A 21,614-nucleotide genomic window follows, 5' to 3' on the forward strand; every position below is an offset into this window, starting at 1 on the left:
TCCCGCGAGCCCGTGCGGCTTCCGGGAGTGGGCGGCGTGCTGCCCCGACGGGTCCGGTGAGGAAAAGGCCGGGTCAGCGGATGCGGCCCCGGGGTTTCAGGGGGACCGGGGGGAGGGCGGGGGCGGACAGGCGGTGGCCCGCGTAGCCCTGCACCTCGCCGAAGCGGCTGCCCTGTTCCCAGTCGGCGCGCGCCTGGACGATGTCCTCGGCCGACCTGCCGATGAAGTTCCACCACATGACGATCTCCTCCTCGAAGGGAACGCCGCCCAGCAGCATCACCGCCGCGTCGTGGTCGGAGCGCAGCGGCAGTTGGCGGCGGCCCTCGCCCAGGTAGAGCAGGGAACCGGGGGGCAGCGGCACGCCGTCGATCTCGGGGGCGCCGGACATCGACAGGACCGCGTACTCGAAGTCCTCGGTCAGCGGCAGCGCGGTGTCGGTGCCGGCGGCCAGGGTGAGGTCGGCGCCCACCAGCGGGCTGAAGGTGGTGCCGGGCGAGACGGCCCCGTCGAGTTCGCCCAGGATGACGGTGGCGGAGAGCCCGCCGCCACCGCGCAGCACCGGCAGGCTGCTGTGGTGCTCGAAGGAGGGCGCGGTGTGGCGGTGTTCGCCGGGCAGCGCCACCCAGAGCTGGGCGCCGTGCAGGATCGGGGCGTTGCGGTGCGGGCTCGGCGACTCCTCGGAGTGGGCGATGGCGCGCCCGGAGGTCATCAGGCCGAGTTCGCGCGGGCGGACGGTCTGCAGGCTGCCGAGGCTGTCGCGGTGCAGCACCTCTCCGGCGTGCAGCCAGCTGACGGTCTGCAGGCCGATGTGCGGGTGCGGGGGTACCTGCATGCCGGGCTCGTCGGCGATGTCGTCGGGGCCGTAGTGGTCGACGAACACCCAGGCGCCCACCATGCGGCGGCCGAGGCTGGGAAGCAGCCGGCGCACCACGGTGCTCTCGCCGAGCGGGACCTCACGGCCCGCGAGGAGTTCGTGAACGGGGCCGGTCCTGGGCTCGGCACCGCAGGGGGTGGGGGCGGGGCGCTGGTCGAGGTTGCTCATGACCCGATCCTGCCTCACTCCGGCAGCCAGCGGCCGGTGGGGATGTCGTGGACGAGAACGGGTCCCGTGCTGCCGCTGGTGCGGAAGGGATGGCCGTCGTCGTCGATGCGGGTGGTGCCGGAGCGCCCGCCGCTGTTCCAGTCGAGTTCGATGTACCAGTCGACGTCGCCGGTGGCGGCCCTGGCCTCGAAGCGCAGCAGCAGGGGCTCGTCCGCGCCGAGCGCGAAGGGCAGGCGGGGGGCGGGGAATTCCTCGCCGGTGGCGGCGTCGCCGCCGTCGACCGGGTGGGCCAGTGGGCGGTCGGCATCGAGGTCGACGCCGAAGGCGGCGGGGGCCAGGGAGCCGCCGCAGCCGTTGTCCATGCGGTACACCGGCCAGGGCAGCGGGGCGCGGCGCTCGGCGATCCGGATGTGGGCGGCCTCCACGACGACCGGGGCGCCGGTGCCGGGTTCGGCGGTCAGGGTGATCTCGATGATGGCCGCCTCCGCGTGCACGGCCCCCTGACCGGCCGACCAGCGCTCGGCGTCCTGGGCGACCGGTGGTGCGGGGACCTCCTGCGGCTCGGCGTCCACCAGGTAGCGGTGACCACAGCCGAAGGCCCAGACGTGCGAGCGGGTGGTCCACTCCAGTGGCGCCGCGTCCTCCCCCGCCGTCCCGGCCTTCGCCCCGCCCGCGGCGTCCAGGGTGAGCGCGGCGGTCAGCAGCAGCGCGGCGAGCCCCACCGTCACGCGCGCGGTCGGCCGCCGGCGCCACCACGGGCGCGCCGGTCCGGGCGCGGCGGGGAGTTCGGCGGTGGGCTCCGCCGGGGTTGCCTCGGAAGGTACGGCGGAAGGTACGGCGGTGGGCTCCGCCGGGGAGCCGGGCGCGGGTTTCGCCGGGGTGGCGCCGCGCTGGGCGTCGGCCAGCAGCCACAGGCGGTGCAGGTGTCGCCGTTCCGGCTCGGTGGCCCCGCACAGCGCGGCGAGGCGGTCGGCCGTCGCGTACTCCTGGGGCAGCGCCGCTCCCGAGCAGTAGCGGTGCAGCGTCGAGGTGCTGGTGTGCAGCCGTGTGGACAGCGCGCCGAAGCTGAGCCCCGAACGTTCCTTCAGCTCACGCAGTGCCCGCGCGAACTCCTGTGCCGGTGTCGCGTCCCCCATGGCCTCCCCCGCCCTGTCCGCCGTCCCGTTCCACCATTCCAGCCCTCCGCATCGTCCCACGTCAGTGGGGGTGGAATGGTTCCGCCGTCCCGGTTCGGGCCGGAAGCGTTGCCGGGGCCCGGGTGGGACGCACAGGGTTTCGGGTGTCACGCCGAGCATCACCTGGAGGGGACCCACCCATGCGACGCACCCGCACCCGAATCCTTACCCGTACCGCCCTGGCCGCCGGGGCGCTGGCCGCCGTCGCGGCGTTCGCACCGGCCGCCGGTGCCGCGACCGCGAGCGCGGCCACCGCCCCGCAGGCGCCGGCGTTCCTGGAGCCCGGTGAACTGCCGCCGCACTCCTCCTCGCAGTGGTTCGCGCAGAGCCCGCGGCACGGGCAGCCCGAGCTGCCGCTGTTCTGCTTCGAGGAGGTGGAACTGCCGGCCGCCGGGACCTGGATCCGGGAGTACCACACCGACCTGGACACCACGGCGCGTCAGCTGGTCGTGGAGACCGGCGGCACCGCTGAGGCCCAGGCGCTGGCCGCCGAACTCTCGGACGCCGCGGCGGACTGCGCCGCCGACTGGCTGCGCGAGAACCCCGGCGCGGGGGCTGCCTGGGACGACTACGGCACCGTGGACGCCGCCGACGGGGCGCGCGTCTTCGGCGTACACGTCGCGCCGCCGCAGGCCGGGACCGGCGTGCACCTGTTCGGCATCGGCCGCGACGGTGACACCGTCACCGTCGTCGTGTGGGGCGAGATGGGTGACCTGGCGCAGGCGCCGGTGACCGCGTTCAAGGACACCACGGCCACCGCGCTCACCAAGCTCGGCGCCTGACCCTGGCTCGCCGGGGCGGGCAGGACCGTACGAATCCGGCCACTCATCCGCCCGCCCGCCCCGGCCGGCTCCGCTCTCCGAGGGCACTCACCCGCGCGGCAACGCCGGGACATGTACACGTTTACATCACCTTTCACGTCTCTCATCTGCGTTTTTGATGCTTCAACGGCCCGCAGCCTCCCGGCATGGCGGATATCGAAGATCTTTTCATGTAAACGATTGCATTCCCTCCGTCATCGGCAGTACGTTCGGGCTCGTCGCAGCGAACGGAGGGTCAGCAGAGCGTATGGCCGCCAGCATCATCGATGTCGCCAGACGCGCGAAGGTGTCCACGGCCACCGTCTCGCGCGCGCTGCGCGGTCTGCCGAATGTCTCCGAGACGACCCGGGACCGGGTGCTGCGGGCGGCCGAGGAACTCTCGTACGCGATCTCCCCGCACGCCTCCAGCCTCGCCTCGGGCCGGACCGGCACCATCGGTGTCGTACTGCCGTTCGTCAACCGGTGGTTCTACAGCCAGGTGCTCTCCGGCATCGACGCGGTGCTGCGCGCCAACGACCTGGACCTCCTCCTGTACAACCTGGGCGATGCCCGCGTCCATGAACGGTTCTTCGCCCGGATGCCGCTGCGCCGCCGGGTGGACGCGCTGATCGTCCTCAACCTCCCGCTGTCCGGGGCGGAGTCCGACGCGCTGGTCTCGATGGAGGTGCCGGTGGCCGTCCTGGGCACCCGGGTGCCGGGCTGCTGGCACGTCTCCATCGACAATGCCCAGGGCGCCACCACGGCGGTGCGCCATCTCATCAACCTCGGGCACCGGCGGATCGGCATGATCACCGGTGCGCTGGGCGACCCCCGGGGCTTCACCACGCCCATCGTCCGTGAGCACGCCTACCGTTCGGTGCTGGCCGAGGCCGGCATCCCGTACGAGCCCGAGCTGGAGGCCCCCGGCAACTTCGGCATCGAGGAGGGCGCCTCCGCGATGGCCCGGCTGCTGAGCCTTCCCGACCCGCCGACCGCCGTGTTCGCGGAGTCCGACCTGATGGCGTTCGGCGCGCTGCGCACCCTGACCAGAATGGGCCTGCGGGCCCCCGACGATGTCTCGGTCATCGGGTTCGACGACCACGAGACGGCCGAGTTGCTGAACCTCACCACCATCGCGCAACCCGTTGCCCACCAAGGGGAGCTGCTGGCCCGCCAGATCCTGGACGCGCTGTCCGGGGCGAGCGAGGAGCCGACCGAGGTGGTGGTGCCCACCCGGCTCGTGGTCCGGGGCACCACCGGAGCGGCCCGCGTGGCCGGCCCCCGGACCACTCCCGAGCACCCGCCCGAACCCGCGGCGGACTCCGCCCCGCACCCGGGCGGAACACCCGAACGTCACCCGGACCAGCACACCCGCACCACTGCGCGGTGAGCCGCTGAAGCCGCGCATCTCCCAGGGTCAACTCGCAAGAGGAATGGAAGATACGTGCCCCGCACCCGTATTCACCGGACACCGGCCACGCCCTGGTGGCGTACGGCCGTCAGCTATCAGGTCTACATCCGCAGCTTCGCCGACGGCAACGGCGACGGCATCGGCGACATCGCCGGACTGCGGGCCCGGCTCCCGTATCTGAAGGAGCTGGGCGTCGACGCCATCTGGGTCACCCCCTGGTACCCCTCCCCCATGAAGGACGGCGGCTACGACGTCGCCGACTACCGCGCCATCGATCCGTCCTTCGGCACGCTCGCCGAGGCCGAGGAGATGATCGCCGAGGCGCACGCGCACGGCATCCGTGTCCTGCTGGACATCGTCCCCAACCACACCTCCGACCAGCACACCTGGTTCGCCGAGGCGCTGGCCTCGCCGCCCGGTTCGCCCGAGCGGGACCGCTACCTGTTCCGCGACGGGCGCGGCCCGGACGGGTCGCTGCCGCCCAACGACTGGCGCAGCCGGTTCGGCGGCCGGGCCTGGACCCGTACGACCGACCCGGACGGCACCCCCGGGCAGTGGTATCTGCATCTGTTCGCGTCCGAGCAGCCCGACCTCAACTGGGCGAGCCGGGAGGTGCGCGCGGAGTTCGAATCGATTCTGCGGTTCTGGTTCGACCGGGGCGTGGACGGCTTCCGCGTCGATGTGGCGCACGGCCTGGCCAAGGACCCGGCGCTGCCGGACCTGGGCATACCCGAGGAACTGCTGTTCGAGCACGAGCGGCACCGCGAGGGGCATCCGCACTGGGACCACGACGACGTGCACGAGATCTACCAGACCTGGCGGAAGATCGCCGACAGCTACGCCGGGGACCGGGTGTTCGTGGCCGAGGCGCATGTCCGTGAGGACCGGCTGGCGAACTATCTGCGCTCCGACGAGCTGCACACCGCGTTCAACTTCCCGTTCCTGACCGCCCCCTGGGAGCCGGAGGCGCTGCGCTCCGTCATCGACCGCAACCTGGCTTCGCACGGCGCGGTGGGCGCGCCCGCCACCTGGGTGCTGGCCAACCACGATGTCACCCGGCAGGTCACCCGGTTCGGCCGCAAGGAGACGCTGCTGGGGGAGCACGGGTACGACATCGAGTCGGCCGGCCCGTGCGACCTCGACCTGGGCACCCGCCGGGCGCGTGCGGCGGCGCTGCTGATGCTGGCGCTGCCGGGGAACGCGTACCTCTACCAGGGCGAGGAACTGGGCCTGTGGGAGGTCGAGGACATTCCGGAGGCGCTGCTGCGCGACCCGACCTGGGAACGTACCGGGGGTACGGTGCGCGGCCGGGACGGCTGCCGGGTGCCGATGCCGTGGTCGGGTGTGGAGGCGCCGTTCGGCTTCGGGCCGCGCGGCAGCAAGCCGTGGCTGCCCCAGCCCCGGGAGTGGCACGGGCGTACGGCGCAGACGCAGTCGGGTACGCCCGGGTCGATGCTGGAGCTGTACCGCTCGGCGCTGCGGCTGCGGCGCGGGCAGCGCGGGTTCGCGGCGGAGTCGCTGCGCTGGCTGGAGGCGCCACCGGGGGTGCTGTCGTTCGAGCGGGCGGCGGTGCTGCGCTGCGCGGTGAACCTCTCCTCCGAGCCGTATCCGCTGGCCAAGGACTGGGGTGTGCTGCTGTCCAGTGACCGGATCGAGAACGGCAAGCTGCCCCCGGACACCACGGTGTGGCTGTGGGGCGGGGGCGCGCGGGCCGTGTAGGCGCGCTGCGCACCGGGGTGGTGCTGCCACGGTTGAGGGCCTGTGCGGCCCGGTGGGGACGGCGACATCCGCACCGGGAGCCGGAGGGGTCCTCGTCCCCCGCCGTGGCAGTTCCCCGAACCGAACACTCAGACGCGGCGGAGACGGTACAGCAGGCCCCGGTGTGCCCAGCCCGTTCGCTGGAGGCCGGCCCAGACGCAGCCGGCGGCGATGAGGACCGCGAGGGCGCCCGCGCCGAGGGCCGAGGGCACGGCGTTCAGCACGGCGACGCCGATCAGTACGGCGACGAACCCGTCGAACTGCCACGCCACGACGCGCAGCCCGGACAGGTCACCGAGTGGCGTGACGACCGGGAGCAGCAGTTCCAGCGGCAGGTTCAGCTTCATCTCCCGCAGGAATCTGGCGCCGAGCACCAGCACCACGGAGCCCGCGGCGAGCAGCACCGCGTGCGCCGCCGGCCGGCCGGTGAGCGGCCACGGGAGGAGGAGCGCGAGGACGCCCCCCAGCCCCGCCCCGGCCGCCACGGCGGTCAGGGGCCAGGCCAGGGCGCGGGCGAGCGTGCCGCCCCACCACTCGCCGAGCAGCGGCGCCAGGGTCAGCTCGTCGCGCAGGCCGCGCCAGGTCTCGCTCACCCAGCCGGATCCCAGGTAGACCCCGATCGCCCCGGCCAGCCACAGCGACAGCGACAGGCCGCCCTCCGGCCCGGCCACCCCGCGGGTGAGCACCGCGCCGCCGGTCAGCAGGAGCAGCACGGCCGCGAGGGCGCGGCCGCGGGTGCGCAGCGCGCGGACGGCGCCCTGGGTGAGATGGCCGCGCAGCCGCCCGTCGGGGCGGATCAGCGCGGAGGTGAGCCCGCGTGGCTCCGGGCGGTAGAGGTCCAGAGCGTGGTGGAGGGTTCCCGTCCAGGCGTACGTCTGGGCCTGGGAGGCGCGGGCCGACTCGCGGGCCAGCCGGGCGAGGTCGATCGTGCGGATCGAGCGGAAGGCCGCCCGCCCCAGGAGGGCGGCGCCGGCCGCCAGGACGGCGGCCACCAGCCACAGGCCGCCCTCGCCGTCCGGGACGGCCAGGCTCAGGGCGCTCACGAGGAGGGCCGTGCCGCCTGCGGCCGAGGCGAGGAGCAGGTTGTCGCGCACCGCCCGGACCTGGCCCCACAGCCAGGCCACCGCGGCCAGGGCGCTCATGCCCGCCGCGACCGCGAGGCCCGGCAGCGCGGTGCTCGGACGGTCGAACAGGTCGGTGGTGAGGTAGGCGGCGGTGGTCGCGGCCAGCAGGACGGCGGTGCCCGCGGCGGCCAGCCGGCGCCTGGCGATGGTGCCGAGGTAGCTCATGGGCGACATGTCGGTGGACATGAACACGTGCAGCAGGAACGGCTGGAGCACCAGCGGTCCCCAGAACCGGCCGGTCAGCTGGGCGCCCCAGCAGCCCGCCAGGGCGAGGGCGCAGGTCAGGGGCGCCGCCGCGGTCAGCGTCCGCACGGCGAGGAGGGCCGGTGAGGTGCTGGCGGTGTAGAGGACCGGCACGAGGTAGATCAGGGCGAACAGCGCGATGAGATAGACGGTGTACGCGCGGCCCCGCACCGTGGCGCGGTCCCCCCGGTGGGCGTAGTGGTGCCGTACGGCCTGGACGCGCCCCGCCGCCCCGGCGTCGGGGCCGGGGTCCGCCTCGTCGTCGGCGTCGGGTGTCGTGAGGCCGGGCGTGGTGATCATCCCAGCTCCACGCGGCCGTCGCAGGCGTCCACCAGGGCGGGTTCGTGGGTGGCGACCAGGAACGCGGTGCCGTTGCGGGCCCGTTCGGTCAGCAGGGTGGCGACCAGGTCGACGCGATGGGCGTCGAGGTGCCGTTCGGGCTCGTCGAGCAGGACGACCTCGGCGGGGCGGACCAGCGTCAGCGCGAGGTTGAACAGCTGGAGCTGTCCGGAGGAGACCTGGTGGGGGAAGCGTTCGGCCAGCGCGGACAGTCCCAGCCGGTCGATGACGGCTTCGGCGCGTTCGCCGGTCTCCGGGGTGTTGCCGTACCAAGAGGCGGCGACGAGCATGACCTGCTCGTGCAGGGTCATGTCGCGGGCGATGGGGATCGGCTCGACGAGTGAGGCCAGGAGACGGCGTTGGCGGGGGCGGGCCGGGTTGGCGGGTTCGCCCCGCACCGAGCACGAGCCGGCGCTCAGGCTGCGGCTGCCGAGGAAGGCCCGCAGGAGTGTGGTCTTCCCCGATCCGTTGCTTCCGGTGAGGCACCAGAGTTCACCCGGCCGCACGCTGAACGTGGTGGGCGCGAGCAGGGTGGTGTCACCCAGCGTGACCGTTGCACCGTCCGCCGCGATGACAGGAACTCCGGTCACTTGGCCTCCAGGACCACAAGCATTTCTCGTGAACGTGCAGTGTAATCCTCGCCCGCGTACGAGCCGTTGACGCCCGTCACTTCCAGGCCGGCCATCCGTGCCAGCAGCCGGATCTCCGGAAGCGTCGCCCAGGTGGCTATCTCGTGAAACGCGGTGAGAGTGGACGGGCCCTGCACCATGAAGATGCTCATGATCGCCTGGGTGGCGCGATCGGATGTCTGGGTGATGGTGACCATCCGGTCCCGGCCCAGGGGGTAGGACACCGAGGTCGCGTCTCCGCCGGCGCCGGTGAATTCGGCCGGGTCGGTGCAATCGAGGAAGGCCGCGCCGCCCGGCTTCAGATGCCGGGCGATGACGCGCAGCAGAGCGATTTTCTCGTCGTGGCTCTGGGCGAGGAAGAACGTGTTCCGGGACAGCGTGATGACGTCGAACGTGGAATCGAGCTGAGCGTCGCGGAAATCGGCTTCCACCACCTCGATGTCCTGGTCACCGCGGCGGCTCTCCAGCAGGTCCAGCGAGGGCCGTGACGCGTCGACCGCCACCACCCGCGCACCGGCTTCGGCGAGCGCGAACGACGACACGCCCGTGCCGGCTCCGAGGTCCAGCACGGAGGACCCGGCCAGCGGGCGGTGCGAGGACACCCATGTCACCAGGCCGGTTCCCGGGGAAATCCGCGAGGACACCAGATCGTAGGCGTCGATCGCCGCCGCGTCGTACACACTCGGGTCACTCATGGGCTCGGCCTTTCCTCACCATGTCGTTGGCCACGGACACGGCGCCGGGCAGATTGAATCCCAGCTCCGCCGGTGAACGGTCACCGGCGCGGACACCGGTCGTCCGGGGTGCGAATGCGACGTTCGAGCGCTGTCGCAGGGTGCGCAGGTGGTTCTCGACGATGTCGTTGGAACCGGGAAGCGTATCGGCGATGACGATGGGGCGGTCCGTCACCTGGAACATCATCAGGGCCGGGGAATCCGCCCTGCCCTGTGCGAGTCGCATCAGGGTGTCCAGGGTCGCGGGGAATATCAGGAAGCAGGTGGATTCCCCGCTCTTCCCGTAATTGACCTGCCGCGGAAGGTCCGGTTCGTCCCAGGAATCGGTCCACACCTGCCCGTTGGCGAGGTGACGCAGGGATTTCACCGTGACGAAGCGCGTTGCGGACCGCGTCACCGAGACATTGACGACCAGCTCGGTGTTCACCTGCCGCAGCCAGTGGATCCACCACGGCACGAGCGCGGCGCTGATGGAACCCGTGACATGCAGGTGCAGTTCGGCTCCCTCGAATGTCTCCACGTTCATCCGGCGGCTTCCTTCGGGTCGGACGCGGAGTCGAGCGGAATCCACTCGGAGGTGAGAATCGGCTTCATCCGCTGCTCGGGCGGCGCGCTGGGGAAAACATTCATGAGCAGGAACTGGAGGGCCACCGATCCGTCCGCCGCGGCGGCGCGGCTCGCGGAGAACACCAGCTGATACGGCAGGCTCTGGGTGACCCAGGAGAAATCGGCCTGGTTCGCGCTCATGACGGAGAGCTGCTGCATGGCGTCGAACAGCGCTTTCGGTCCTCGGCTGCCGGGGTTCCACAGCACCTGTTTCCACCCGTGCGACACCGCCGGCGTCACGTCCCGCCAGGGTGTGGCGGGCGCACCGCCCGCGGGGACCTCGCGCACCAGCAGATGGACGTTCTGCACCCCCGGATTCGGGGCGAAGAACCGCCAGCCGGGTATCGGCCAGCCACCGGTGAATTTCCGGAGGTCCTGATTGTAGGAATCGGGTGTGTTCTGCAGGACGGTCGAGACCAGATGCGCCGCGAGCGCTCCCACGGCGAAGGCGCCCGCCGCGCCCCGGATGCGGTTACCCGTCATGGATGAACCTTCTGATGGCGCCCTCCACCTTTTCGGCGTGCTGCTGGTAGCCGATGATCGACCGGTGTGCCGACCCCTCGACCACCTCGACGCCGGCTCCGATCTTCGCGGCGAGTTCCGCCTGTTGCCCGGCGTTCTCGGCCGACGCGACCACCAGCACGGACGGCACCGCGCCGAGGTCGGCCAGGGCGCGCTCCGTCCGCACCCTGGTGTACTCACGGACCGAGTTGATGATGTTCCGGGGCGTGAACACGAACTGCACATGGCTGTACTGGATGTCGGGGGTGTATCCGGCCTGGCGCTGCACCGCGTTCGGCGCCCATTCGTAGATTCCGGTCACGGCGGCGAAGAGCGTGTGCACCTGGACCTGGAGGAATTTGCCGAACCGCCGGCGATCGGAGCGGTCCGCCTCCAGCAGTTCCGGGTCGGTGCCGTCGACGACGACGAGCCGGCGGACGCGGTCGGCGAACCGGGCGTCCCCGACGTAGGAGGCGGCGCTCAGCGCGCCGATCGAATGGGTGACGACCACGATCTCGCCCTTGGCGCCGACCTCGTCGAGAAGGGCGGAGAGGAGATCACCGCTGGACGCGCGTGCTGTGGTGAAGCCGTAGCCGGACCGGTGGTAGCGGATGACGGTGTGGTCCCGGGCGAGCCGCTCCGCGACCCACTCCCAGGATTCGAGCGACTGCCCGAGGCCGCATTCCAGGACGACGGCGGGACGGGAGTGATCCGCCCCCGCCGGCGGCTGGTTCACCACGTATTCGATGTCGCCGGCCTCGCTCCGGAGTCGTGCGGCGCCCTTCGGCCCGAGCCGCCGCTGCTCGGCGATGTTCCGTTTCTCCCGGGCGATCAGCGCGCTCGCGACCGCCACCCCGACCGCGATTCCGGCCACGGATTTCTCGAAGGTGCGTCGTTCCCCCCGGGTGTCCAGCACATAGCCGACCGCCCCGTGGGAACCGGTGAAACCCCACACGAAGCGCGGAAGTTCCATGGTGGCCGCCACCCCGGCGTGGAACACCTTGACCGCGGACAGCGCGTAGGTCGCCTGCGGGCGCGGCAGCAGATAGATGAGCGGGAAGGACGCTTCCCACGCGATCGTGCCGATCGTCAGTGCCCTGCACAACCGTGGGTATGACCGCAGCAGTTGTGCCGCAGGACCCCTGCCGTACGCCTCGGTCCGCAGGACCTCGGGCAGCGCGTCGCCCTGGACCCAGCTGCTGCCGAATGCCTTGGAGACGCCCGAGACGGCGTAACTCAGGCCGGCCTGGAAATTGACCGCGCGCAGGAACATGTCGTCGGACGTCCGCGGGTCGGGTATCAGCGCGGTCAGCGCGCGGTACTGCGTGATCACCGCCGTCATCTGGTCCGCGCCGTCACGGCCGTACGGGGTGCGTATCTCGCTCAGCCGGTTGCAGGTGCCGATGACCGCCGCCGCCGCGATCTGCACGCGCCGGTTTCCGCGGCCCAGTGCCAGTCCGGCCGCCGCCGCGAGCGTGACGCCGGCGAGCACCTTGGGGGTGCGCCGGTGGTCGAGCAGGCGGCCCAGGCGGTGTCGCAGACTTCCCTCCGGATACTGCTGGGCGGACACGCCGCGCAGATATCCGTTGTCGTCGAAGCCGTCCTTGAGACTCAGGGTCTCGGCGGAGGCAAGAATCTGTCCGATCGCGACCGGCAGAAATACCCGGTCAGCCGCTTTCTGCGCTGCGGTCGCCTGCGGGGCGCTCGGCCGCCGCGCCCACCACCGTCGTAAGCTCACCAAACTCTTCGTCATTCCTTCTCGGACTCGGACGCCGCTGTGCACACACCGGATGTACGTACCGGAGAAGACCCGTTGACCGGGCCTTCTCCGGTACGTGGGTGAAAACCGTCAGCAGACCAGGCAGATCGTGCTGCCCTGAATCACGAACTGAACGGCGGTCGGCGTGGCCGGTGTGGCCATCGCGGGTGTCTCGGAATCCGAGTGGAATCCCGGAGCCGCCGTGCACAGAACGCTGTTCGCGAATTCCTGTGCGGCGATGGTCTCCGAGGGTGCCCCACTGCCCTGTTCTTGCGCCGCAATCGAGTCTAGTCGCATTTCGCTACCCTTCCTCGCTGTTCACGGGTGAGCGAAAGGGTCATGGCGGTCGTGTTGTTGCCTTCCCCCGTCGCTCGCTCTGAAATGAACGTGCTTCGCAACGCCAGCAACTCAACATTGCGGACTCAGGCTAACCAGTGCCATGGGGGCCGTCAATGCTTGTACATACCATCAACTCATATACGTGGCGCGCAGGGCGTCGTGGACGGCGGCCAGCGCGGCGTCGCGGTCCAGGCCGAGCCGCTGGGCGCGGCGCGCGTAGTCGAGAGCCGCCGTCGCCGCCTCCCTGCTCGCGGCGTCCCCCGCGGCGGCGACGAAGGTGCCGTTGCGGCCCCGGGTCTCGATGACGCCGTCGCTCTCCAGGGCCCGGTAGGCCTTGGCGACGGTATTGGCGGCGAGGCCGAGCTGCTCGGCGAGACCGCGTACGGTCGGCAGCCGGTATCCGGCGGGCAGGGTGCCGGCGCGGGCCTGTGCGGCGATCTGGGCGCGCAGCTGCTCGAACGGGGCGGTCGCGGAGGCGGCGTCGATGGCGATCTTCACGCCGCCCATTGTCCCCGGTGCGTGGCCGGGCAGCCCGTCCGCACGGCTGCCAGTCACACCTAGGCCGCCCCCACCGGGCCGTCGGCCTGCTCCCGCAGCCGGGCGTTGACCGTGCCCAGGGCGTCGGCGAGGGCGAGCAGCTGCCGCCGGTCCAGCTGGTCGATGAGCACCTCGCGCACCCGCGCCACATGCCCGGGGGCCGCCGCCCGCAGGACGTCCATGCCCTCGGGGGTGATCCGCGCGGTGACCCCGCGGACGTCGGCGTCGCATGCCCGGCGCAGGACGAGGCCCCGCTTCTCCAGCTGGCCGACCTGGTAGGTCAGCCCGCTCTTGGGGGTGATGAGCGAATCGGCCAGGAGCGTCATCCGCAGTCCGGCCTCGCCCGCCGCGGCCAGTTTCACGAGGATCTCGTACTGGGGGTGCGAGAGCCCCTCGTCCTCCTTGAGCTGGGTCTCCACGGAGCGGAAGACGCGATGGGTCACCTCGAGGAAGGAAATCCAGGCGGCCATCTCCTGCTCGTCCAGCCATCGCGTCGTCGCCATGCCCCCATCGTACGCGGTTGTTCAAATTCGAACCGTCCCGTACGCTCCTGGAAAACGTGGTTCGAATTTGAACAACAACGTCCCCTGGAGACCCTCACTCATGACCTCCCCCACAACTCTGACGTCCCGTGCCGCCCTCGGCGGCGGTGAGCGCACCGCGCCCAGCGGCGCCGACCTGGGACTGCTCGTGCTGCGGCTGGCCGTCGGGCTGACCATGGCCGCGCACGGCACGCAGAAGCTGTTCGGCTGGTTCGACGGCGGCGGCCTCGACGGCACCGGCCAGTTCTTCGAGTTCCTCGGCTACCCCTCCGGGAGCACCATGGCGCTGATCGCCGGGCTCTCGGAGACGCTGGGCGGCCTCGGACTCGCTCTCGGGCTGCTCACCCCGCTGGCCGGCGCCGCGATCGTGGGCACCATGGTCAATGTCATCGTCTCCGCGCACTGGGACGACCCGTTCCTCGGCGGCTTCGAGCTGCCGCTGCTGCTGGGCCTGTCCGCCGTCGCCCTGACCCTGTCCGGCCCCGGCCGGTACGCGGTCGACCACGTCCTCCCGCTGCCCGAACAGGTGCGTGAGCACCGGCTGGTCCACGGCGTCGCCGCGCTGGCGCTCGCCCTGGTGGTCGCGGGCATCACCCTGCTCATCCGGAACTGATCACAGCTCCGGGACTGACACCGGCCTGCTCCGGGACCCACCCGGAGCAGGCCGCTTTCCCCTTCGAGGAGTGCCATGACCACCGCAGCCGACCGGATGCCCGTGCTGTACCTCAGCCACGGAGCCCCGCCGCTGGCCGACGACGCCCTGTGGACCCGGCAGCTGGCGGGCTGGTCCGCCGCACTCCCGCGGCCCCGGGCGATCCTGATCGTCTCCGCGCACTGGGAGTCCGCACCGCTCACCATCGGCGCCACCCGCACCGTCCCCCTGGTGTACGACTTCGGCGGCTTCCCCGCGCACTACTACCAGGTGACCTACGCGGCGCCCGGGGCTCCCGAGCTGGCCGCGCGGGTGCGGGCCCTGGTCGGCGGTCCCGGCGCCCCCGTGCACCAGGACCCGGCGCGCGGGCTCGACCACGGCGCCTACGTACCCCTGAAGGAGATGTACCCGGACGCGGACATCCCGGTGCTCCAGGTGTCCATGCCCACCCTCGACCCGCAGCGGCTGCTCGCCCTCGGCAGGCGGCTGGCCCCGCTGCGGGACGAGGGGGTGCTGATCGTGGGCAGCGGCTTCTTCACCCACAATCTGAGCGGCTTCACCTGGGGCAGCGCCCCCCAGGAGGCGCCGGGGTGGTCCCGGGAGTTCGACGCCTGGGGCGAGGAGGCGCTGGGCGCCGGCGACATCGACGCGCTGCTCGACTTCGAACACGCCTCGCCGGCCGGGCGGATCGCCCACCCCCGTACGGAACACTTCGCCCCGCTGTTCGTGACCCTCGGCGCGGGCGAGGCGGAACTCGCCACCCAGCGGTCGGTCATCGACGGCTTCTGGGGCGGGCTGGCCAAGCGCTCCATCCAGCTGGGCTGAGGGGCGCCGGGCGGGCGGGGCTCGGCCGGGCGGCCGGCGGGCCCGCTGCCCGGGATGCCCCCGCCACCGGAATGCCCGGGCCGCAGGGAACGCCCCGTGCGACCGCTGTCACACGCGCAGCAAGCGCCAGGTGGCGAGTGCGGCGTCGGCGGCGGGCACGGGCGGGTCGGCGCTGATCCAGGTGGTGATCACCCCGCACAGCGCGCCGGCCAGATACCCGGCGTGCAGATCGAGGGGGACGTCGGCGGCGCCGGGCGGGCGGCGGCCCTGCGCGAAGCGTTCGGCGAGACCGGCCGCGAGGCGGTGCTGCATCCGCCGGGCGAACCGGGCGCTGCCGCCCTCCGAGAGCATCCGGCGGTAGAGCACGGCGCCGGCCTCGACCTCCGTGAAGAGGTCGAGGAGGGGCGGCGGCGGGGCGTCGCGGGGGGCCTGGAGCGGGCAGAGCGCGGCGGCCCGGGCGAGCCGGCCGATGGCGTCGTCCATGGCGTCGGTCACCAGGGCGTCGAGGTCCGGGTAGTGCGCGTAGACGGTGGCGCGGTTGATCGCGGCGCGCCGGGCGATGAGGGACATGGTGATGGCGCTGAGCTCGCGCTCACCGGCGAGTTCGAGCGCGGCGGCGCGCAGGCGTTCGCGGGTGCGGCGGGCGCGGGGATCGTCGGGGTTCACGGCGGCAGTGTACGACAGGTGTTGCATAACCAACACCTGTTGCTTATATTGGCGGCATGCGTATCGAGATCTGGGCGGATGTCGTCTGCCCCTGGGCGTACATCGGCAAGCGGCGCTTCGAGGCGGCCCTCGCCGGGTGGGACGGCGAGCCGGTCGAGGTCGTGTGGCAGCCGTACCGCATCGACCCCATGGCACCGGCGAAGGCCGAGCCGCTGGCGGAATGGCAGATCGATCCGCTGGTCGACGAGGCGCTGAGCGCCTGCGGCCCCGAGGGCACGACCTGGGCCGAGAACCGGACCCGGGTCTCGCAGATCGCGGCGGACGAGGGGCTCGGCACCCCCTTCGGCGCGGTGTGGCGCGCGGACAGCGGACCGGCGCACCGGCTGATCGCCCTCGCGTACGAGGAGGGCGGGGCGGACCTCCAGAACGCGGTGGTGGAAGAAGTCCTCAAGGCGCACTTCGTGGACGCCCGGGACATCAGCGACCCGGCCGTCCTGGAGCGCGTCGCCCGCACGGCGGGCTTCGGCCACGGCGGCGCGCTGCTGGCCGCCGGGGGCGGCACGCGGCAGGTGAAGGAGGCGCTGCTGCGCGGCAAGGCCGTCGGCGTGCGCACCTCCCCCACCCTGGTGGCCGGCACCCTGGCCCTGGCGGGCGCCCAGCACCCGGACGCGATGGCCGCGTTCCTGCGGGACGCGGCTCAGGCCCCGCCGGTACGGGAGCTTCCCGAGGAGGTGCGGCGCCTGCGGCAGGCGGAATCGCTGCTGGACCAGAGCGACCCGCTGGGTGCGCTGACCCTGCTGCGGCCCCTGCTGGCCGAGCACGGGACGGACCGCGCCGTCCAGGTGCTGGCCGCACGGGCGTACTACCACTCCGCGCAGCTGGAGCGGGCCCGGGTGACGCTGGAGCGGCTGACCCGGGACACCCCCGACGACGCCTACCTGCGGCTGCTGCTCGGCCGCACGCTGGAGCGGCAGGGGCGGGACGCGGACGCGGCCCCGCACCTGCGGCTGGCGGCGGCGATGCGGCCGGACGAGGCGTAGCGCGTCACGCACGGCGGAACGGACACGCGCGGGCCCCGGGGCCCGCGCGCTCCCCGGCCGGTCAGGGGCGCCGATCGAGTGTCGGGCCGACCTGGCTGGTGTGCCGTATGTAGGCGGCGAGCTCCGGACTCAGCAGGCCGGTGACGGTCAGCAGGTCCTTCGTCCGCAGAGCGACGGGCGCGGCCAGCAGGGGTTCCCAGTGCGCGGCGCGATTGCGCAGCTCGTGCAGGGCGCCGATGAGCTGGTCGACCGTCGCGCGGTGGGTACCGGGCGGGAACGCGTGATGGAGATGTGGCACCCACAGCGTCTTCTCGTGGGCGGAGGTGGACAGGTACCGCCACACGCCCAGCGACAGCTCCGCGATGACCTTTCCCGGGGGAGCCGTGTGCCCGTACCGTTTACGGGCTCCGTCGATGGCGCCGCGGGTCTTGTCGTTGATGTCGACCCGCCGCCGTGGGCCGCGGCGGCCTTTGCGCACCCGGATCAGCGGGGCCCGCAGCGGACTGCCCGGGTCGTCCAGCCAGTGCCCCGTACCGGTCCAGGTGGTGTCCAGGGCCCGCGCGTACGCGTTGCGCAGGGCGATCTCGAAGTGGCTCAGGTCGCGCAGGACCGCGCAGGCCAAGGCCGTGTTCCACTCGTAGAGGGCCAGCGCGCGGGCGCGATCGCCGTCGGCCGCGGTCAGGTAGACCGCGTACCGGGCGGGGCTCAGCCAGTTCTCCACCCACGGCCCCGGTGCGGGGACCGGGGATACCTGCGTCACAGGTTCCTCCTGCTGAGAAATCGGGTAAGGTAACGGGTGACAAGCCCCGGTGGACCGCTGATCTTCACGATCACGTCGCCGGGGCTAAGACTTTTTACGGACCCGGTACGCCTGGCCCCGGCCCCGTTCCGTGTGCTCGCCGCCCCCGGCCTGCGCTGTATGACGCCTCACCCCCTCGAACACGCGGACAGTGAGCCGCAACCTACAGGGCGGCCCGTGGTTGTCCAAACGCCCTCCGCCGGGCCGGACATGGCCTCGGCGGACGCCGATGCGGCGTGCGCCGGCCGCCAGTTGGACCCAGGACCTCCTGGGCCTCCGGTTCAGGCCGTCATGGTCCGTGCGATCAGGGCGTACCGCTCGTCCCGCACCGGGCGGCCCCACAGGGCCGGGTCGTCCGTCAGATCCTCGTGGCGGATCGCGGCGGGGGGAACGTCCGGCAACGACGAGAGCATCGCGCGGAGTGCGGTCGCCGCGATGCCCGTGGGGGCCGACTCGCCCCAGCGGCCCTCCACCAGGATCAGCCGGCCCCCGGGCCGGACCAGGGCGGCCCAGCGGGACAGGACGGCCTGGGGGTCGGACAGCGCCCACAGCACATGGCGCACCAGCAGCACGTCGAACGCCTGGGCCCGCACGGGCGGGTGGGCGGCGTCGCCCACCGCCAGGGTGGCGGCAGCGCCCGCCAGTTTGGCCCGGGCGAGCCGCACCATCGGCTCGGACCTGTCGATCGCCGTCACCGTGTGGCCGTGTTCCAGGGCCAGTTCGGACAGGCTGCCCGTTCCGCAGCCCAGGTCCAGGACCCGCGAGGGCCGCCCGGGCAGCCAGCTGCGCAGCCGCGCGTCCCACGCCGCCCGTACCGCTGGATCCCGCAGACCGTGGTCGGGTTCCTCGTCGAACGTCGCCGCGGCGTCGTCCCAGTACGTGTCCCTCATACGACCAACTCCCGCGCGTGTCCGCGATGTCGGTGCTCCCCCGACACACCACCCCATCATCTCCGGTCGGCGGACGGTCGGGCCAGGGGCGAGGACACCGGGCGCTGCGGGGGATCCGCCCGGGTCCGGGCCCGGCCGCCGCGTGCGGCCGGGCCCGGGGGCTACTGGGGGCCGAAGGTCTGGAACGCGGTACGGCGTGGGATGGGGAAGGTGTCCTTGCCGCTGACCGCGTTCAGGATCAGGGCGCCGCGGTAGGCGCCGATGCCCAGGTCGGGGGCGGCCGCTCCGTGGGTGTGGAGTTCGGCGTTCTGGACGTAGAGCCCGGCGCCCACCTCGGGGACGGTCCGTACGCGGTGGCCCTCGGTGATGTCGTACCGGCCCTGGGCGTCCCAGGCGATCAGTTTGTCCACCGGGGTCAGGCACGCGGGGCGGCGCGGCGCGTAGCCGGTGGCGGCGATGACCGCCTCCGTCTCCCGTACCGCCCGCCCGCCGGTGTCGGCGTGGGCCGTCGTCAGGCGGATCGTTTCCCCGCCCTGCCCCGTCCCCACCGTTCCCGCCGTCTCCGCCGCGGTGAGCGCCGTGGCCGGCAGCAGGGTCACCGGCGGCCGGTCGCCGTCCAGCAGATGGTCGTACAGCTCCTCGTGGATGAGGTCGATCGTCTCCGAGTCGATGCCCTTGTACAGCTGCCACTGCGAGGCGATCAGCCGGTCGCGCACCCCGGGCTCCAGGGCGTGGAAGTACCGCATGTACTCCGGGGTGGTGTACTCCAGCACCAGCTTGGAGTAGTCGAGCGGCGCGAACCCCCACGACCGGGTGAGCCAGCTGACCGCCCAGCCACTCTCCTTCTGCCGGCGGATGAGGTCGAGGAAGACCTCGGCCCCGGACTGGCCGGAGCCGAGCACCGTGATGTCGCGTACGCCGGCCGCCGCGAACTCCTCGATCCGGTGGAGGTGTTCGCCGGAGTGGATGACCCGGGGGTGGCCGGCCAGGTCCTTCAGTGGTGCGGGCAGCGCCGCCTCGGTGCCGATGCCCAGAGTGATGTTCCTGGCCGGCTGAACCCGGACGGTGCCCGTGGCCACCTCCCGCAGTGTCAGCAGCCACAGGTCGCGCCGGGCGTCCCACTCCACCGCGTCCACCGACGTGCCGAAGTGCAGCCCGGGTACGCGGGCCGCCGCCCAGGCGCAGTAGTCGGCGTACTCCCGGCGCGGGATGTGGAAGCGCTCGGAGATGTAGAACGGGTACATCCGGTCGTGCTCGACGAGGTAGTTGAGGAACGACCAGCGGCTGGTGGGCCGGATCAGCGAGACGAGGTCGGCGAGGAAGCCGACCTGGAGCTTCGCCCAGTCGAACATCAGCCCGGGATGCCAGTCGTAGTGCGGGCGTTGGTCGTACGCCGCGTAGGTCAGGCCGGGTACGTCGTCGGCCAGGGCCGACAGCGACAGGTTGAACGGGCCGATGCCGACGGCCGCGAGGTCGAGGACGGTTCCGGTTTCTTTCTCAGACATGGTGCTGTTCCTCCTCGGCCGCCCCGGCCGCGTCCACGGCGGCCAGCATTTCCTCGATGTCGCTCGTCCTGGCCTGCGGGTTGAGCAGGGTGAGTTTCAGCTGGACCGCGCCCTCGGTCTCGGTGCGTCCGATGAGCGCGCTGCCCTCGCGCAGCAGTCGCCGGCGCAGCGCGCCGTTGATGGCGTCGACGGTGGCGGGATCGGTGGTGGTGCGCGGCCGGTAGCGGAAGACGACCGTGGTGAGGACGGGTTCCGTGGTCAGTTCCAGGCGCGGGTGGGCGGCCACGGACCGTGCCGCGTGCCGGGCGAGATCGTGGCAGGCGTCGAGCATGGCGCCGACTCCCTCCCGCCCCAGGGCGAGGAAGGTGGCGGCGACCTTGAGGGCGTCGGCCCGCCGGGTGGTCTGCAGGGAGTGGCCCAGCAGCCCGTCGTAGCCGGCCTCGCCGTCGTCCTCCGGGTTGAGGTAGGCGACGCGCAGCCCGGTGGTGGCGGTGAAGCCGGCCCGGTCGCGCAGCAGCAGGGCGCTGGCGGCGGCCGGCTGCCAGGCGGTTTTGTGCAGGTCGATGGTGATGCTGTCGGCGAGTTCGATGCCGTCCAGCAGGGGGCGCAGCCGGTCGGAGAACAGGGCGCCGCCGCCGTAGGCCGCGTCCACGTGCAGCCGTACCCCGTGGTCGCGGGCGATGGCGGCGAGTTGCGGCATCGGGTCGATGGAGCCGTAGTCGGTGGTTCCGGCGGTGGCGACGACGGCGATGGGGAGTTCGTCGGCGGCCCGGGTGCGCAGCGCGCGGTCGAGTTCCTCGGGGCGCATCCGGTGGTGTTCGTCGGCGGCCACGGGGCGTACGGCGTCCTCGCCGAGTCCCAGCAGCGCGGCGGCACGTGCCATGGAGAAGTGGGCCAGTGCGGAGCAGTAGAGGACGGGGCGTACGGTCAGCCCGCTCAGCCCCGCGGCGCGTACGTCGCGGCCCGGGCGCAGGGCGGTGTCGCGGGCGATGAGCAGGGCCTGGAGGTTGGAGGCGCTGCCGCCGGGGGTGAGGACGCCGCCGGCGGCGGGCCCGTAGCCGGCGAGGTCGGTGAGGGCGGTGATGAGGCGGCGTTCGAGCTCCACGGCGTAGGGGCCGGAGTCCCAGGTGTCGACGGAGGCGTTGAAGACGGAGGCGAGGACGTCGGCGGCGGCGGCGACGCTGAGCGAGGGGGGCTGGAGGTGGGCGGCGGCGCGCGGATCGGCGAGGTCCACGGTGCCGGCCGCGTAGGCGCGGGCCAGTGCGAGAACGGCTTCCCGTCCCCCGCCGTGACGGGGTATCGGCCCGTCGGGGAGCTGGCGGTCCACGAGGGCGGCCAGTTGGCGGGGGGTCTGGACGGGCAGCGGTCCGGTGCGGCGGCGCAGGGCGCCGGCGGCTTCGCGCGTGATCTCGGTGACCAGACGGCCGACGTCGGCGAGTCCCGCCGGGTCGGCGGCCAGCAGGTCGGGCTCCAGCAGGGTGGGGGGCACGGGCACGGTTGGTGCGTGGCCGGGCATGCTCATGGGCTCTGTACGGTCCCTTGCGTTGACGGTGGGGCGGGTCGTGCGGGGTCGTGTGTCGTGGAGCGGGTGTGCTGGTGGTGCGGGTGGTGCTCAGCGGTCGAGTGCGGCTCGGCCGTCGATCAATTTAGGTTAGGCATACCTAACCATGTCAACCATGCCTGTCCCACCCCGGGCTC

General features: G+C 72.5%; 22 protein-coding genes. 6 read left to right on the forward strand and 16 right to left on the reverse strand.

What is annotated here, in order from left to right:
- Nucleotides 1–73: 73 nt before the first annotated feature.
- On the reverse strand, nucleotides 74–1,042 hold the full coding sequence (locus ACTFAP_RS03370) for a pirin family protein (protein WP_500468200.1): 969 nt from the start codon (nucleotides 1,040–1,042) through the stop codon (nucleotides 74–76).
- Between the two features lie 14 nt (nucleotides 1,043–1,056).
- The gene (locus ACTFAP_RS03375; protein WP_500468201.1) at nucleotides 1,057–2,178 is read right to left on the reverse strand and encodes a helix-turn-helix domain-containing protein; all 1,122 of its coding nucleotides are present in this window, start codon (nucleotides 2,176–2,178) and stop codon (nucleotides 1,057–1,059) included.
- Nucleotides 2,179–2,357: 179 nt separating this feature from the next.
- Here ACTFAP_RS03375 and ACTFAP_RS03380 point away from each other — a divergent pair, with 179 nt between their 5' ends.
- The 3 genes from ACTFAP_RS03380 (at nucleotide 2,358) to ACTFAP_RS03390 (ending at nucleotide 6,147) form a co-directional block, all read left to right on the forward strand.
- A complete protein-coding gene (locus ACTFAP_RS03380) occupies nucleotides 2,358–2,999 on the forward strand; it encodes a hypothetical protein (RefSeq protein WP_500468202.1) in 642 nt (213 codons plus the stop codon).
- Between the two features lie 286 nt (nucleotides 3,000–3,285).
- Nucleotides 3,286–4,407: a substrate-binding domain-containing protein gene (locus ACTFAP_RS03385; protein WP_495683412.1), complete on the forward strand. Its 1,122-nt coding sequence runs from the start codon at nucleotides 3,286–3,288 to the stop codon at nucleotides 4,405–4,407.
- Between the two features lie 54 nt (nucleotides 4,408–4,461).
- Entirely contained in the window at nucleotides 4,462–6,147 is a 1,686-nt protein-coding gene (locus ACTFAP_RS03390) for a glycoside hydrolase family 13 protein (protein ID WP_436981581.1), read from the forward strand.
- Between the two features lie 128 nt (nucleotides 6,148–6,275).
- On the opposite strand, the gene ACTFAP_RS03395 is transcribed toward ACTFAP_RS03390, so the two are convergent.
- The 9 genes from ACTFAP_RS03395 to ACTFAP_RS03435 form a co-directional block, all read right to left on the reverse strand.
- On the reverse strand, nucleotides 6,276–7,853 hold the full coding sequence (locus ACTFAP_RS03395) for a hypothetical protein (RefSeq protein WP_500468203.1): 1,578 nt from the start codon (nucleotides 7,851–7,853) through the stop codon (nucleotides 6,276–6,278).
- Complete coding sequence (locus tag ACTFAP_RS03400) at nucleotides 7,850–8,482, reverse strand: ABC transporter ATP-binding protein (RefSeq protein ID WP_390120232.1); 633 nt, start codon at nucleotides 8,480–8,482, stop codon at nucleotides 7,850–7,852. Before ACTFAP_RS03400 ends, ACTFAP_RS03395 begins: the two co-directional genes overlap by 4 nt.
- A complete protein-coding gene (locus ACTFAP_RS03405) occupies nucleotides 8,479–9,201 on the reverse strand; it encodes a class I SAM-dependent methyltransferase (protein ID WP_390120233.1) in 723 nt (240 codons plus the stop codon). Before ACTFAP_RS03405 ends, ACTFAP_RS03400 begins: the two co-directional genes overlap by 4 nt.
- 7 nt (nucleotides 9,202–9,208) lie before the next feature.
- Nucleotides 9,209–9,781 (reverse strand): CypD family RiPP peptide-cysteine decarboxylase, encoded by a 573-nt coding sequence (locus ACTFAP_RS03410; protein ID WP_500468204.1) that lies wholly within the window; start codon nucleotides 9,779–9,781, stop codon nucleotides 9,209–9,211.
- On the reverse strand, nucleotides 9,778–10,344 hold the full coding sequence (locus ACTFAP_RS03415; RefSeq protein ID WP_495683416.1) for a hypothetical protein: 567 nt from the start codon (nucleotides 10,342–10,344) through the stop codon (nucleotides 9,778–9,780). Before ACTFAP_RS03415 ends, ACTFAP_RS03410 begins: the two co-directional genes overlap by 4 nt.
- On the reverse strand, nucleotides 10,334–12,115 hold the full coding sequence (locus tag ACTFAP_RS03420) for an alpha/beta fold hydrolase (protein WP_500468205.1): 1,782 nt from the start codon (nucleotides 12,113–12,115) through the stop codon (nucleotides 10,334–10,336). Before ACTFAP_RS03420 ends, ACTFAP_RS03415 begins: the two co-directional genes overlap by 11 nt.
- A gap of 96 nt (nucleotides 12,116–12,211) precedes the next feature.
- Nucleotides 12,212–12,418, reverse strand: a complete 207-nt coding sequence (locus tag ACTFAP_RS03425; RefSeq protein ID WP_390120243.1) for a cypemycin family RiPP — start codon at nucleotides 12,416–12,418, stop codon at nucleotides 12,212–12,214.
- Nucleotides 12,419–12,589: 171 nt separating this feature from the next.
- Nucleotides 12,590–12,967 (reverse strand): GntR family transcriptional regulator, encoded by a 378-nt coding sequence (locus ACTFAP_RS03430; RefSeq protein ID WP_390120245.1) that lies wholly within the window; start codon nucleotides 12,965–12,967, stop codon nucleotides 12,590–12,592.
- Between the two features lie 50 nt (nucleotides 12,968–13,017).
- Entirely contained in the window at nucleotides 13,018–13,500 is a 483-nt protein-coding gene (locus ACTFAP_RS03435) for a MarR family winged helix-turn-helix transcriptional regulator (RefSeq protein WP_400013292.1), read from the reverse strand.
- A 100-nt stretch (nucleotides 13,501–13,600) separates the two neighbouring features.
- Between ACTFAP_RS03435 and ACTFAP_RS03440 the strand changes: the two genes are divergently transcribed.
- Together ACTFAP_RS03440 and ACTFAP_RS03445 are read left to right on the forward strand one after the other, a co-directional pair.
- The gene (locus ACTFAP_RS03440) at nucleotides 13,601–14,152 is read left to right on the forward strand and encodes a DoxX family protein (protein ID WP_500468206.1); all 552 of its coding nucleotides are present in this window, start codon (nucleotides 13,601–13,603) and stop codon (nucleotides 14,150–14,152) included.
- Between the two features lie 75 nt (nucleotides 14,153–14,227).
- Nucleotides 14,228–15,016, forward strand: coding sequence for a DODA-type extradiol aromatic ring-opening family dioxygenase (locus tag ACTFAP_RS03445; protein WP_495683419.1), 789 nt, complete (start codon nucleotides 14,228–14,230; stop codon nucleotides 15,014–15,016).
- 108 nt (nucleotides 15,017–15,124) lie between these two features.
- Here ACTFAP_RS03445 and ACTFAP_RS03450 read toward each other — a convergent pair whose 3' ends face one another.
- On the reverse strand, nucleotides 15,125–15,682 hold the full coding sequence (locus tag ACTFAP_RS03450) for a TetR family transcriptional regulator (protein ID WP_495683420.1): 558 nt from the start codon (nucleotides 15,680–15,682) through the stop codon (nucleotides 15,125–15,127).
- A 56-nt stretch (nucleotides 15,683–15,738) separates the two neighbouring features.
- Between ACTFAP_RS03450 and ACTFAP_RS03455 the strand changes: the two genes are divergently transcribed.
- Nucleotides 15,739–16,722, forward strand: a complete 984-nt coding sequence (locus ACTFAP_RS03455; RefSeq protein WP_500468207.1) for a DsbA family oxidoreductase — start codon at nucleotides 15,739–15,741, stop codon at nucleotides 16,720–16,722.
- A gap of 61 nt (nucleotides 16,723–16,783) precedes the next feature.
- Here the strand turns inward: ACTFAP_RS03455 and ACTFAP_RS03460 are convergent, their stop codons facing one another.
- From ACTFAP_RS03460 to ACTFAP_RS03475, 4 genes are all read right to left on the reverse strand, one after another.
- Nucleotides 16,784–17,482, reverse strand: coding sequence for a hypothetical protein (locus ACTFAP_RS03460; protein WP_500468208.1), 699 nt, complete (start codon nucleotides 17,480–17,482; stop codon nucleotides 16,784–16,786).
- 320 nt (nucleotides 17,483–17,802) lie between these two features.
- The gene (locus ACTFAP_RS03465; protein ID WP_500468209.1) at nucleotides 17,803–18,411 is read right to left on the reverse strand and encodes a class I SAM-dependent methyltransferase; all 609 of its coding nucleotides are present in this window, start codon (nucleotides 18,409–18,411) and stop codon (nucleotides 17,803–17,805) included.
- Between the two features lie 161 nt (nucleotides 18,412–18,572).
- Nucleotides 18,573–19,916, reverse strand: coding sequence for a lysine N(6)-hydroxylase/L-ornithine N(5)-oxygenase family protein (locus ACTFAP_RS03470; RefSeq protein ID WP_500468210.1), 1,344 nt, complete (start codon nucleotides 19,914–19,916; stop codon nucleotides 18,573–18,575).
- Nucleotides 19,909–21,411, reverse strand: coding sequence for a pyridoxal-dependent decarboxylase (locus ACTFAP_RS03475; protein WP_495683425.1), 1,503 nt, complete (start codon nucleotides 21,409–21,411; stop codon nucleotides 19,909–19,911). The genes ACTFAP_RS03470 and ACTFAP_RS03475 overlap by 8 nt, the downstream gene beginning before the upstream one ends.
- Between the last annotated feature and the right edge of the window lie 203 nt (nucleotides 21,412–21,614).

Source organism: Streptomyces sp. PH9007, from assembly GCF_059813725.1.